The 12,636-nt window shown below is 35.4% G+C and carries 15 protein-coding genes; 1 reads left to right on the plus strand and 14 read right to left on the minus strand.

Translation table 11 applies throughout. From position 1 onward, the window contains the following. Positions 1–65: 65 nt before the first annotated feature. The 14 genes from AC4MRQ_RS01515 to AC4MRQ_RS01580 all read right to left on the minus strand — a co-directional run bounded on the left by AC4MRQ_RS01515 (position 66) and on the right by AC4MRQ_RS01580 (position 11,256). Positions 66–617, minus strand: a complete 552-nt coding sequence (locus tag AC4MRQ_RS01515) for a dihydrofolate reductase family protein (protein ID WP_491195866.1) — start codon at positions 615–617, stop codon at positions 66–68. Positions 618–651: 34 nt separating this feature from the next. Further along, complete coding sequence (locus tag AC4MRQ_RS01520) at positions 652–1,185, minus strand: STM3941 family protein (RefSeq protein WP_491195867.1); 534 nt, start codon at positions 1,183–1,185, stop codon at positions 652–654. 41 nt (positions 1,186–1,226) lie between these two features. After that, positions 1,227–1,610, minus strand: a complete 384-nt coding sequence (locus AC4MRQ_RS01525) for a VOC family protein (protein ID WP_491195868.1) — start codon at positions 1,608–1,610, stop codon at positions 1,227–1,229. Between the two features lie 614 nt (positions 1,611–2,224). Beyond that, complete coding sequence (locus tag AC4MRQ_RS01530) at positions 2,225–2,692, minus strand: VOC family protein (RefSeq protein ID WP_491195869.1); 468 nt, start codon at positions 2,690–2,692, stop codon at positions 2,225–2,227. Positions 2,693–2,888: 196 nt separating this feature from the next. Then, positions 2,889–3,704, minus strand: coding sequence for an AraC family transcriptional regulator (locus AC4MRQ_RS01535; RefSeq protein WP_491195870.1), 816 nt, complete (start codon positions 3,702–3,704; stop codon positions 2,889–2,891). Positions 3,705–3,949: 245 nt separating this feature from the next. Then, positions 3,950–4,345, minus strand: a complete 396-nt coding sequence (locus tag AC4MRQ_RS01540; protein ID WP_491195871.1) for a toxin-antitoxin system YwqK family antitoxin — start codon at positions 4,343–4,345, stop codon at positions 3,950–3,952. Positions 4,346–4,444: 99 nt separating this feature from the next. Further along, positions 4,445–4,867 (minus strand): VOC family protein, encoded by a 423-nt coding sequence (locus AC4MRQ_RS01545; RefSeq protein ID WP_491195872.1) that lies wholly within the window; start codon positions 4,865–4,867, stop codon positions 4,445–4,447. Positions 4,868–5,207: 340 nt separating this feature from the next. Then, entirely contained in the window at positions 5,208–5,666 is a 459-nt protein-coding gene (locus tag AC4MRQ_RS01550) for a hypothetical protein (protein ID WP_491195873.1), read from the minus strand. A 4-nt stretch (positions 5,667–5,670) separates the two neighbouring features. Beyond that, on the minus strand, positions 5,671–6,255 hold the full coding sequence (locus AC4MRQ_RS01555) for a hypothetical protein (RefSeq protein ID WP_491195874.1): 585 nt from the start codon (positions 6,253–6,255) through the stop codon (positions 5,671–5,673). 591 nt (positions 6,256–6,846) lie between these two features. Continuing rightward, on the minus strand, positions 6,847–7,263 hold the full coding sequence (locus AC4MRQ_RS01560; protein ID WP_491195875.1) for a hypothetical protein: 417 nt from the start codon (positions 7,261–7,263) through the stop codon (positions 6,847–6,849). Between the two features lie 213 nt (positions 7,264–7,476). Further along, positions 7,477–8,082, minus strand: coding sequence for a DUF192 domain-containing protein (locus tag AC4MRQ_RS01565; protein ID WP_491195876.1), 606 nt, complete (start codon positions 8,080–8,082; stop codon positions 7,477–7,479). A gap of 144 nt (positions 8,083–8,226) precedes the next feature. After that, positions 8,227–8,832 (minus strand): hypothetical protein, encoded by a 606-nt coding sequence (locus AC4MRQ_RS01570; RefSeq protein ID WP_491195877.1) that lies wholly within the window; start codon positions 8,830–8,832, stop codon positions 8,227–8,229. A 155-nt stretch (positions 8,833–8,987) separates the two neighbouring features. After that, positions 8,988–10,277, minus strand: a complete 1,290-nt coding sequence (locus AC4MRQ_RS01575) for an FRG domain-containing protein (RefSeq protein WP_491195878.1) — start codon at positions 10,275–10,277, stop codon at positions 8,988–8,990. A 268-nt stretch (positions 10,278–10,545) separates the two neighbouring features. After that, positions 10,546–11,256 (minus strand): DUF6261 family protein, encoded by a 711-nt coding sequence (locus AC4MRQ_RS01580; protein ID WP_491195879.1) that lies wholly within the window; start codon positions 11,254–11,256, stop codon positions 10,546–10,548. A gap of 635 nt (positions 11,257–11,891) precedes the next feature. Between AC4MRQ_RS01580 and elbB the strand changes: the two genes are divergently transcribed. Further along, the gene (elbB, locus tag AC4MRQ_RS01585) at positions 11,892–12,548 is read left to right on the plus strand and encodes an isoprenoid biosynthesis glyoxalase ElbB (protein WP_491195880.1); all 657 of its coding nucleotides are present in this window, start codon (positions 11,892–11,894) and stop codon (positions 12,546–12,548) included. Positions 12,549–12,636 lie beyond the last annotated feature (88 nt).

Here is a 12,636-nt window from a genome sequence, read left to right on the forward strand (position 1 = left end):
AAATATTGCGAATGTGCGATAAAACAACGAGCCTGTTCTGGGGATTGAACAGGCTCATTTTTATTTTATACTTGATCAGAACGCTTACGCTTGTAATGACATTGTATGACCTTATCGAGGTAAACTGTCGATTTGACAAACTCAAAGTCTAAAGGCTTTACCAAATCACCAAATAAAGGTGATCCACCACCTAACAATACCGGTATAGTTGTTATAATCACGTCATCAATCAGATCCTCCTGAAGAAAACTTTGAATGGTCGTCCCACCATCGATATAGAGTCGCTTATGTCCTTTTTCGTTTACATGTGCTAACACTTCTGATAAAGAACCATTGACCAGCTCTGCCTTATCGGCATAGGCATCAGGAATCGACTTAAGGCTTCGGCTTAAAACAAATACAGGCTTGGTATAAGGCCAGGGACATTCGAATCCGCATACTGTTTCAAAGGTGGTTCGCCCCATCACGATGGCATCAACCTGGTTAATAAATGGTGTGTATCCCATATCAACCTGTTGTGGGTTGGGAATGCTAAACAGCCAATCGAGTCCTCCATCTTTATCGGCAATATAACCATCTAGGCTGGTGGCTATAAATACCATATTTCGTTTTTCCATGTTCAGTTAGTTTAGTGCAATCAAAGCTATGTAGTTATTTTCTTTTTGTAAATTCTTCGTTTAGTAAATTATACAATTCATCAAATGAAATATTAAGCCCATTGGTTGAAATTTGAATCGGCGAACCATACTTATTCTGACTAACCTGAATATTCTTGCGAATCAGGATGTTCTTTTGCCTGTTAATGAAGTCCTCTGGATTATTGACAATGATTCGAATGAATTTTTGAGTATATACCTTAATACGCTCAATTTTTTCAATGTTTTCCCACTTGATAAGTCCATTATTGATCACAGTTGAATGCTCATAAATCCCTTCACTGGATATTCTTATTGCTATTTTATTTTCAAACAGTTTTTTCAAAATCAATACGCCCATGAAACCAAAAAATAAGATAGACAGGAATCCTATTGACTTTTTTAGCAGATCAGAATTAAGCATTTCAACCTTCACATCCGGTGCGTAAAATGCAATCCATATTCCCAGTATAATAAAACACAAGCTTAGCCCAAATAATCCTAATATTTTGGTTTTACTTATTCTAATTATGATTTCCTGTTGTTCCATACTTATTCTATTTGCTTACAATAATTTGTTAGTTATTTTATTTACTCTCCCTCTGCAAATGCAATAATGTGCCCATCCAGATCAGAAATATATCCAACCGTATCTCCCCAATCACGTTTTGTTAATCTGCTAATTTCTTTCCCGCCCAATTGAATTCCTCTTTTTATATACTCTTCTGCATCCTCCACCTTTAGATACAATTCACATCTTGGTATGCCATTACCATCTTTTGGGTGTGGAACCTTGTCCATCAAGATCTTTGCAATTCCATTTTCTGGCATTAAGCCTAACTTTACACCATCCGTCAATTCAAATTCTGTCATTCCTGGAACATCTAAACCTGGAGTAATCTTCAATAGTTCCTGATAAAATTCTTTACTTCTATCCTGATTAGCAACATAGAGAATAAATTCAAACTCTTTCATATTTTATTAATTGTACTCACGTTCAATTCTAACTTTACACCCTGCTATCACACAAATCCTTTCATGATAAGTAAAACTAACGAGGAGGCTTGTGCAGGAGCGAAAACAATCAAAGCTATTAAATAATTGTCTTAACTGGAAAGAGCTTTAACTTCATTTTATGGTTTACCATATCAACATAGTTTGTTGTGCGGTAATTTATGGATGTTATGTGTCTTTCTATTCGAAGCAAATGTTCGCTTTGACACGGTACTTTACGATGTTAAACGTTCTAACAATTTAGTATACTGCTGCCAGTTCATGACCCACACCTGGAGTTTGCAAGTGAACGAAGTGATTGTTTTGAGGCAATTTAAAACGCCACAAAGTTTCCAGAAACTGTTTAAATTTTGTTTTTGTGAAACATCGTTCAGCGGAGCTAATTAGTTTGGATGAATTAAGTTCTCAGATAAGGCAAAAATGATGCGAAACGCAAGTTCGTGAATACCATTAAAAACAATTAAGGATGAACAATAGCACTGCTATTTAAAGAATTTTTGTAGCAGTTTGAGGGCTTAAGTCGCCAAAATAAACCAAAGGATAAAACTTAAACAGTTTCTAAAAATACTGCGGATTTAATTCGGTGAATTTAAGCCGAGCTTATTTCCTTCTGTATCTACAAACAAAGCAAAATATCCATTTTCATCTGCATGAGCGGTTTTTGGAACAATGATTTTTCCGCCATTCTTTTCGACCTTATCAAGAATGTGTTGAAGGTTGTCTCCACCATTTAGATATATGGTTACCCCATCAACCGAAGGCTTGTAGTCTTCCCCTTTCATGATAACTCCTGTAACCGTTTGTTCTTCGTATGGAAATATTCCCATTTCCATTCCCGGCATTTCCATTTTCTCAATATTAATGTCCAAAATTGACTGATAAAAATTGATGGCTCGTGAAATATCCGTAGCCGGGATTTCAAAAAGAGAGATAAATGTGTTCATATCACGTGTAATTTGTTGTGTTTCTGAATTAGATTTGTTTTGACCGTAGCAGGCAATAAAGCTAAAAGCAAGTATTGCATATGTGGTTAATCTTTTCATGTTTATAATTTTCTTTCAGTTGTCACATGGAACTCTCAAGAAATTTTAATCATTACCCTCCCGCCTGAGTCGGGACAAGTTGTGTGTAATTTTTAAGATTAAAATTTACATGTACGTTTCATTTTCTGATTAATTAACACAACTAAGATATCTCCTCTGCAATGCTTAAAATTGTAAAAATGCGACACCCACCAGCCTATTTATAAAAAAGGGAGGAAAGAGCCATATTTTCATTACCCAAGAACTCCTTTGGGTTAATTCCAGTAAACTCCTTAAAGTCTTTAATAAAATGGGCCTGGTCGTAATACTCACTTTCGTAAGCTATATTCGTTAGGCTCTCAGTCTTTTGGGCAAGTAACATTTTTAATGCGGTTTGTAAGCGTATTACTTTACCCAACTGTTTAGGGCTAACTCCAATTTGTTTTGCAAACCTTCTCTCAAGTTGTCTTCTTTTGGACAAATCTCCTCTAAGAATGGTTTTTATTGGTGCATTTCCGTTTGTTGATAAAAGGGCATCTACGGTTGTTTTTACAATACTGTCTATTGTTGATTTGTTGTTTAACCTTTCTAGAAAAAAATTCTCTATAATATCTATTCGTTGCTTAACACCTGCCGCATGAATTATTTTTTGCTCCAGTTCTTTGGCGGATTCTTCTCCAAACAATAATTGTATGGGAGTTTCTTTATTGGCTAAGTTTTTAAGCGGAACTGTTACAAAGTTAGTAAATCCGTATGGGTAAAAACGGATCGCAAAAGTATCAACATATCCTGTTGGTTCGATATAGAAAGGTTCAATTGTTTGCCCAAGCACCATTGCACGAGGTTGCAGTATAAATTCATCTTCTGAGGTATACCGTTTTATGTCATCTCCCAGAATAAAGGCCATTTCAATACAGCCATCGGGTACAATCCGCTGTCTTTCCCCATTATTATTGGCGGGAACTTCTAATGTCCAGTAACAGTTAATAAAAGATTGTAAATCCGGATGAGGTTGAAATGTCTGGTAGTTCATAAGTGGTTCCTTTTGGGGTGATGTACAACGTTCCGGCTAGGAAGCGTAGGAACGGTTTGGTTGGTTAGCCCTTTGCTTTATAGTCATTTTTGTAGCCATTTATTTTTTTCCTAATCCTGTCAATCAAGTTTCTCTTTCTTGGGCGAATTTGGTCAATTCACTTTATTAAGGTTTCACGATCAATATTAAATCCGAGTGTCTGAATCACCTGTTAGCTGCGAGGATAGATGGAGACACCTGTTCCGCTACTTAAAAGTTTGCTCCTTTACCAATCTGCCAGCCTCATTATAAACCTTCCAAATGCCCTTCTTCTTGCCGTGTTCGTAGTGACCTTCATCCCAGAGTTGACCGTTGGTATGGAATCGTTTCCATTCACCATGCTTATTCTCTTCATCATCGAAACCACCCGTTCCCCTAGGTTCACCACTTTTGTAAAACCATTCCCACCTACCAACAATCTTCCCGTTTTTGTAGTTGCCGGATGATTGCAATTGTCCATTGTTGAGAAAGTATTTCCACGTTCCTGATTTTTTTCCGTTGTCAAATTCACCCTGACAAGAGACAAGTCCGTTCTTGAAGAACACCTTAAATGGGCCATTCTTGGGATTGCCGTTTTCATCGATTCCTGGGATATCTTTCATTGTGATTATTTTTTATTGGCTACAACGACCCGGCTATGTGGCATGACTGACCAAAGGGAGGGCATGACATAATAGCCATTGTTGTTTGCTGGCTTTTCACTATTCGTTTTCAGTCCAAGGGTTGTATGAACCAAAGTTCCATATATATTCTTCAGCATCCTTGCATGTATAGCCTCGTCCACCGTATTCTTCATCTTTAATTTCTATTAGAATTTTTGCTCCCGCAGCTACTGCCTTTTCGTAATGTTCATCAATTTTCTCGACTACAATATAAGGTGCTTGAGTGTTATTTCCGTTGAGGCTTTTGGGCGTTTTTACCAGTTTTCCATATTCGTTTTCATTTTCAGAACTTAGCATAATCATGGAATTGCCGTATGTCAGTTGTGCGTGCGCAATGGTATTATTCTCTCCTTCAACTATGAGGTGTTTTTCAAATCCAAATGCCTTGCATAACCAGTCAATTGCCGTTCGGGCATTTTTGTATCGCATTGTCGGGATAATGCATGCTTTGTTTTCTTTCATATTTTTTTGATTCGTTTCCTATAAGTTCAAGTTACAACAAAAGTGATTAGTTTGCAGCATGTTTCATAGAACAAGCCCCACAGAATCAACTGCAGGGCTCACACTAATCTCAACTATCAAAATTTAAGCTTTCACATTATAGTGGCAATTCCTAAAGAGATTGTTTAATCAGATAAACACTGAACCAAGCTGTTATATTTTGTTTTTATTTTATTCATTTCAAAAGCCAAATAAAAGATTTGGTGGTGTTGACCGAAGCTGCCAACCTTCCCAAATGCACCGAACGCCTTATGCGCTATGCGGTTTGTTAGCAGTTGTTATTTCTTTTTTTCGACACATATTATCTTATATAACAATCAACGTGAACAGGAAATGAAATTTTTACCGCTACATTCTTATTATCAATTTTCCCGGGTACAACTGGCGGTATTTCTTCCAAGATTTTAAAAATCAATGACTCTATTTCTATAACTTCAGATCCATGATAAACTAATCCCTGCTCTTTGCAATTTACAGCATGAACATGAACCATTTTATTAGTTATCGAACTATCTGGTTCTACCACAAATCCAATATATGCTCTAAATGCACAACAAGTATCTGTAGCTAAGGACTGATTCATTAGGTATGAAACGATAGTTTTTTCATTTATTAATTTGGGCATTTCCTCAGCTATAAAATAAACTTTCCTCAATGTAGTATCACCTAATCCATAATTCATTACCGAATCAATGGCTGCTTTATTTTGTGCTAAAAGTCCTAGAGGTAAAACCAAAATTACTAATAAAATAAACTTCATCTGTCTACTTGTCATTTAGGAAGTCAAACCAGTGTTTACCATATTTATGTTTAAATGAGATTATTCCATCTGATTTTACTCCATAGATAAAAAGTGATTCAGGTGTTATAATATCAAAAATGTATAAAGAATCGGGGCGATTTAGTAAATTTTCATTTATATCAAAATCACCATTATAAGAGTGGATTCTTAGAGATATTTCCAAATCAATTAATTCGAAATTACTATCCTTTATGTCTGTTAAAGCCATCAACAATGCAGCTTTTTCATCAATCCGCTTAGGTTGCTTCTTTTCAAATAGTTTCTTTAGTTTTTTACCTATCGCTAACCATGCATCTAGATTTTCATTTATTTTCTTTCCCAAGAAAAAAACAGTTGAAATTGTTCCTACTTTAAAAACAGAACTCCAATCGATTTCGTTAAAAAGCTCAATTAAGACAACTGGCCAATCTGCACCGTGTCCTATATCTCCGTCAATTGCATCAATTTGGCTATCAAACTCTATCAGTTCTTTTTTCAAGTCTTTTGAAAATGCTCCCTCTTTAAAATCAGGAGAATCATAGTATTCATCTGCAAATATTAATTCCATATTTTTAGTTTGATGTCTGCTTTAAGGTTCTTCTTAATAACCGCTAACGCACTTATAAGTGGACATGTCCGCTAATATCTTATTGTATCAATCATTTTTGTCGGCTTATAAGGCTAAAATTAACAAATAAGCAGACAATACATATATATACGTCGATTGTTATTAGTACTACGTGTTGATAAGCCTTTTTGAGAGTATTAATGTTTGTAGTCTGTTTCATAAAACAAGCCACACAGAATTAACTGCAGGATTAATAACGAATCTTAATAATAAAATTTAAGCTTTCACATTATAATGGTGATTTCTAAAGAGATAGTTTAATCTGATAAACACTGAACCAAGCTGTTATATTTTGTTTTCATTTTATTCATTTCAAAAGCCAAATCAACGATTTGGTGGTGGTTGCCGTTACAGAAACTCTCCAAAGTGTTGCTAGCCCCCAATGCGTTATAAGCCATTGTTGTGGCCTGTTTTTTTTCTTTATAATGCCTGCCTAAAGTCGGCAAGTGTGATACAAATACTATGAGTGAAGATCTTCTTTTCACTTGTTAAATCAGCACCAGCACAACTAAATGGTTTAATTCTGAATATTCAATTAAAATAATCTAATGACTCAGGAAAAATAGGATTTTTTATTCCTTGCAAGTCAATTGTTAAATTAATCAAACTTTTATCAGGTTTATTAATAGAATAGATGACCCAATACTTTGCTGTACAACACTTATTTGTCTTTGGTTCACAACAATCTTCAAATTCGTACGGTGCCTGAATAGTTCTCTCATATTTCACATTATTAACAATGTAAGAATATGTCAAAAACACATTTGATTCTATGCCTACCACACCAACATCTTCTACATAAGCAATAGTTGTTTTATAGTTATTTAATACCATTTTCTTTATCCGTATTTCATTCAAAGTATAAATGACTATTGAAGCAATTATTATTGCGAAGAAAGCATAGACAGTGATTCTTGCATATTTAATTTTTCTTTCGCTTTCTTCCATCTTTATTTATAATGATTGGTTATGCAGTTTTAGCTTGGTCACAACGGACGCGGCTATGAAGCGTAAGTGAATTTTTAACCGTACTCACTTTCAAAATTTCACAAAGCCAAAGCGTTGTATTTGTTTTAACTTTTCATTTTAAGCCAAATCAGCGATTTGACGTTGGTTATCGAAGCTACGAACTTACCTAAATATTGATAATCCCGAAATGCGCTATTGTAGCGTGTTGTATGCAGTTATTCTTTCATATTTTATAAAGTCTCCTTCTTTGATTTTGAACTTATCACAAAATCCCCCATTTACTTCAACTACATATTTAGATTTCTCAACTGAAGGGATTGGTTGCTCGGAAAATGGCTGAGTATATTTTTGAATTTTTACAATTTCAAAGTCTTTGTTTAAATACATAATATCCAAAGAAATATAAGTGTCTTTCATCCAAAACGATTGAGGTACTTCTTCTTCCATGATAAATAACATACCAATACTATCACTCATCGAGTATCTATACATAAGACCTAATGCTCTTTCATAATCATCTTCTGCAATTTCAATATCAATCTTTGTAATTATTTCATCATTCTGTTTATCGAAGAAGGAAAGTTCGCCCTCCTTTGTAAATTCTATTTCAATCCTGTTGGGTGTTTGATTTTTATTTGGAAGGAATGGTTTGAAAATCAAGAAGAGCATAGCAACAAATATTCCCAATAGAACCAACAATCGTACCCATTTATTTTTCCTTATTTTCCTTTTGTTGGATAAGTCTTTTTTACTAATCTTATTTCTATTCTTGATATTTCCCTTCTTCTTTTTTGTCATTTCTGGTCTGTTTTTACAATTGCATACAACGGTTGTCCGCATGGCACTGTAGCCGATTCTGCGCTGAGATTGTCCGTCCAAAGGACGACTAGACAATCACCGAGACTCTGCCCAACCAATTGCACTGCCGCCTGCTATTCTTTATTACGGTTTGTTAGGCCTCGTATTTTCATTTTGATTATTCTTTTGCCATTCAAGAAATGGTGTCGGGTCATTACCTAGAAACTGAAAGGTTCCGATAAACTCAGAGTCAAAAACATTCGAATATTTCTGATAGTCATTTTCATTATCTGCTGAGAAAGTAAGGACAATGAATGTCATTTCTGTTTCTAAGTAGACTACCTCTTCCTTAAATCTGTCATGTAAGTTTGTGTATGAAAGTGCAATTGCACCAATAATTGGTGGGGTATGCCCAATTTCGAACTTAGAAATCTTTGCATTTGGGTATTTTTCCTTAAATGCTTCGATATCTCCATCAACAAAAGCGTTTAAAGAATCCAGGGAATTTCCTTTATCAATTCCATTTGCAAACATATAACTCTTTACTAACTTACTTTTGTCATCAATGCAGTAAAAGAAGTTTGTTAGTCCAATTGTGCTAGCCGCCTGCCTATCGTTTATCCAGTTAGTCGGTGTCTCAACTGTAAATAAATGATGGTCGCCATATATAACATTGATTCCCTTTTGTTGAGAATTGGCATACCCTATACTCATGAGAAGGAATATGAAAATTAACGTGTAATGTTTCATGTCTGTTTTTTTATTTGAGGCCTAACAGTGGCAATATGAGCATGTACGGGTTTTATTGCACTTGCCTTTCAAATTGCTATGCCGTTTGTTACTTGCATTTTCGTTTCAATTTTCTACTTCACCCCGCATTGCTTATGATTGCGTGTTATGCGCCGTTAATTATCCATTTCGTAAACTACCTGTCTCTCATTTGTAACTTTTTCTTCTTTTCGTTTACATTCAAGCTTTGCTTCTGTATTAAAGTTTTCTTGATTTTCAATGAAACCATGAAAATCTGGGTAAATATCTTCTTCTAAATATCCACTATATGTATAGAATAAAGATTTTAATTTTGGTGCAATTAGTATGCTCTTAACTTTGCCTTCACGTTCATTTCTTGGGAAATAGCCTTTATGACAGTATAGGAATACACTTTCTTGTGCTTCTACTCGATTTCCTGTATTTATAGTTACAGCAGGCTTTATTAAAAAGTCATTTTCACTAGGATATGAAACTTCTTCTTTAAATTCAAACTCCTTTTTTTCTAGAATAAGAATTTCTCCAATACTAGCTGTTTGAGTAGGAAAACAACAGAAAAACAAAGCAATTTTAAGATTCTTTGAAAAGTCTAGTAAGCAAGTATCTTTTCCACTGTGTCGTAAATCTGTAAGAGCATAAATTAATTTCTTATCCGTATTGGGCTGATAAAAATCTTTACTCAGCAATTTATCAACAACTTCCTTTTCGTGGTCTTGTAATTTTTCATATTTAAATAAGACTGGATTGTTTCTGTAGATAGATGCTGCAATTCCATCATTACTATGATAATGATTGTTTATACCCCTAAATAAAGCACTGCCTGTTGATTGCAATATTTTGTTTAAAATATACTTGACATCAACTTCTTCAAAATCTATGTTCTTTGTAGAGTCTGAACGTAATTTTAATATCTGATTAATGTTCTCAATTGTTATATTTATAGTGTTTTCTGGGACTAAGTGACGAAAACTCCAATCGAAATAATTTAGCTTTAGACCGCAAATAAATACCCTTGAAAATTCACATGAAGATGAGTTGGATACGTTGTGCAAATGACACTCAACCCTTTCGTAATCGAGCATTATATTAGTTGCAAATAAATATTTTGCTCTAGGAATAATCTGCTCTCTTTCTCCCAAGCTAACTAATGTCAATATATTATTGATAGCTTCTCTAATTTTACCGTCAACTTTAATTAGAACATAATCTTCACAGATAACAGGTTTCGTGTAATCATGAATATTTACATTCATAAGATATAGACGATATTTAGTCGCAATTTCAGATGGCATTTTTTCTAATTCTCTTCTGAATTGCTCAGCATGAAATTGATTATTACATGAGTCACACATACCGTCTTTAAATAAGGGCGATTTCATTTTGCGAATTCCGCAACGTTTGCAAATAAAATATTCTACTCCACTCATTTTTTATTTAACTAAATTATCTTACGAAATAAACTTCTAATCCACTATGGCGCATAACGTTCTTGTAAACTGACATGTCCGCTTATATCTTATTGTATCAATCGTTTTTTGTACTTACAAAGCTAAAATTAACAAATATGCAGACAATACATATATGCATTGATTATTATTAGCGCTAAGTATTGATTTACAATTTAACAACCAAATTCATAAAACAAGCCCCACAGAATTAACTGCAGGGCTCACAACTAATCTCAACTATTAAAATTTAAGCTTCCACGCTCTGTTTACGACTACGCACAGCCGCATTACTCTCGCTAATACGATTGGCAATAAATTGCGATAATTCGCCATAAACAGCAGGATTCACTTTTTGCATGGCATTAAGGTAAACCGACAGGTCATCTTTAATAATATCAATTAATCGCCTTTTGATAACCGTGGCTGATTCTTGATTTTTAGCATCATCTTTAGCTGATTTATAGATATTTTGTCGGCTTGCAAAGTTGCTTACAGCCGTTTCAAGCTGCTGGAAGCGTACATCACAACCCGGTAATTGAGTAATAGCCGCCTGGTACTCCGGTGCCTTACTATCGGTGATTAATGAGCTCAGCAAGCCGTACTCCTCCCCGTAGCTTTTGGTTTTTACTTCCAGACCACATTTATCAATGCGCTTAAACAGTTTTACACCTGCCCCGGCGGTAGCCTCATCCGGGTGATAGGTATAGCCTTTAGTTAAACCATGTAAACAGGTAAAAATAGTGTCGGTATGATCATCGAGTTCGGCCAATTCCGACTCAGCCACATCTCTTTGGATGGCCAAACCCAGTTGATCATTCGTATCAATAACTTGATTAAAAACTTCAGTGAGGTATGCATCGGCACTGTAATCACCTTTCGTATATTCATCAATCATTTGTTGGGTTACCCAGTTAAGTTCACTTACCCGGGTGTTAGATAAGATTCTTGGTATTTTCATCTTTTTTTAAAATTTATGGTCTTACATGTTTTAGTTGAATGTGTGAGATTAGTTATTGGTAACGATACCAAATGGTATCGATGCTGTTTTGTTTTTTTCTCAATACCAAATGGTATTGACGTGTTTCACTACTGAGGGAAGTAAATACCATTTGGTCATTGGGTGTTTCAGTCTTGAATCTTCCAAATACCAATTGGTTTTTGCTTGTTTTGCTGCTGATTCTTTCGAATACCATTTGGTATCGCGATGTTTCGGTTCCGGATTTTACGAATACCATTTGGTACCGGCTGGTTCTGATAAAATTGACTTGAATTCGTGTAAATCACACCTGAATTTTTCAGAGAAAACAAGGTGTACTGAATGGTGTTTGCAATCATAAAAGTGTGTCTGGTTTATATAAGTTAATTGCAAAAACCCGAAAACGTAACACCTTTTTAAGCAGCTATTTTTCTTCTTCTTGACGAACTAATCGTTTTTGTATGTGAACGTGGAGATTTTTATGATTAAAAATACCCATTCCCGTTACCATACAGAAGTAGCCTTTTATTATTTGCGCAATCTTTACTGGAGTCTTAATCTTTGGCTTAGGTCTTCAAAATAATGTATTTTTATTGTTCAAATAAAAACATAGAGCTATGACAACAAAAAAACAAACAGCCGTCATCCTGTCAGGATGCGGTGTATACGACGGAGCCGAGATACACGAGTCGGTACTAACCCTGTTAGCCATTGCCAAACAAGGCGCTGAATACAGCATTTTTGCCCCTGATGTGGAGCAGCATCATGTGATCAACCACCTGAAAGGTGAGCCGGCCGAAGAAACTCGCAATGTGTTGGTTGAAGCCGCCCGAATTGCCCGTGGAGCTATTCAACCTTTATCAGCATATAAAGCTGAGAATTTTGATGCATTGTTTTTACCTGGCGGTTTTGGTGCTGCCAAGAATCTGAGTTCAGTTGCTTTTGATGGTCCGGGTTGCTCGGTGGAAGCAGAAACAGAACGGGCGGTTAAAGAGACACATGCAGCCAATAAGCCAATTGGAGCTTTATGTATTGCCCCTGCTGTAATTACCAAAATATTAGGTGAAGTAACAGTAACCATTGGTCAGGACGAAGGCACTGCTCAGGCAATCGAGGCAATGGGTGGTAATCACCTGATAACAGACCATGGTGAGGTGATTATTGATGAAGCCAATAAAATTGCCACTACACCTTGCTATATGTTAGATGCCAATATTCTGCAGATAGCAGAGGGTGCTGACAATGTGGTTAAGGCGGTGTTGGAAATGGCGTAGATAGATTAAAACCTGACAGGTCTCAGGTTTTTTACAGTAAAAAAGGTCGCAACAAACGCTGCGACCTTTTTTCTCTGTAGATTTTTTT

The sequence above is a fragment of the Carboxylicivirga sp. genome (genome assembly GCF_982718395.1).

What these genes read in the sequence shown, in the direction of transcription:
- AC4MRQ_RS01515 (WP_491195866.1), bottom strand. Translation starts at nt 617, where the DNA reads ATGGAAAAACGAAATATGGTATTTATAGCCACCAGCCTAGATGGTTAT.
- AC4MRQ_RS01520 (WP_491195867.1), bottom strand. Translation starts at nt 1,185, where the DNA reads ATGGAACAACAGGAAATCATAATTAGAATAAGTAAAACCAAAATATTA.
- AC4MRQ_RS01525 (WP_491195868.1), bottom strand. Translation starts at nt 1,610, where the DNA reads ATGAAAGAGTTTGAATTTATTCTCTATGTTGCTAATCAGGATAGAAGT.
- AC4MRQ_RS01530 (WP_491195869.1), bottom strand. Translation starts at nt 2,692, where the DNA reads ATGAAAAGATTAACCACATATGCAATACTTGCTTTTAGCTTTATTGCC.
- AC4MRQ_RS01535 (WP_491195870.1), bottom strand. Translation starts at nt 3,704, where the DNA reads ATGAACTACCAGACATTTCAACCTCATCCGGATTTACAATCTTTTATT.
- AC4MRQ_RS01540 (WP_491195871.1), bottom strand. Translation starts at nt 4,345, where the DNA reads ATGAAAGATATCCCAGGAATCGATGAAAACGGCAATCCCAAGAATGGC.
- AC4MRQ_RS01545 (WP_491195872.1), bottom strand. Translation starts at nt 4,867, where the DNA reads ATGAAAGAAAACAAAGCATGCATTATCCCGACAATGCGATACAAAAAT.
- AC4MRQ_RS01550 (WP_491195873.1), bottom strand. Translation starts at nt 5,666, where the DNA reads ATGAAGTTTATTTTATTAGTAATTTTGGTTTTACCTCTAGGACTTTTA.
- AC4MRQ_RS01555 (WP_491195874.1), bottom strand. Translation starts at nt 6,255, where the DNA reads ATGGAATTAATATTTGCAGATGAATACTATGATTCTCCTGATTTTAAA.
- AC4MRQ_RS01560 (WP_491195875.1), bottom strand. Translation starts at nt 7,263, where the DNA reads ATGGAAGAAAGCGAAAGAAAAATTAAATATGCAAGAATCACTGTCTAT.
- AC4MRQ_RS01565 (WP_491195876.1), bottom strand. Translation starts at nt 8,082, where the DNA reads ATGACAAAAAAGAAGAAGGGAAATATCAAGAATAGAAATAAGATTAGT.
- AC4MRQ_RS01570 (WP_491195877.1), bottom strand. Translation starts at nt 8,832, where the DNA reads ATGAAACATTACACGTTAATTTTCATATTCCTTCTCATGAGTATAGGG.
- AC4MRQ_RS01575 (WP_491195878.1), bottom strand. Translation starts at nt 10,277, where the DNA reads ATGAGTGGAGTAGAATATTTTATTTGCAAACGTTGCGGAATTCGCAAA.
- AC4MRQ_RS01580 (WP_491195879.1), bottom strand. Translation starts at nt 11,256, where the DNA reads ATGAAAATACCAAGAATCTTATCTAACACCCGGGTAAGTGAACTTAAC.
- elbB (WP_491195880.1), top strand. Translation starts at nt 11,892, where the DNA reads ATGACAACAAAAAAACAAACAGCCGTCATCCTGTCAGGATGCGGTGTA.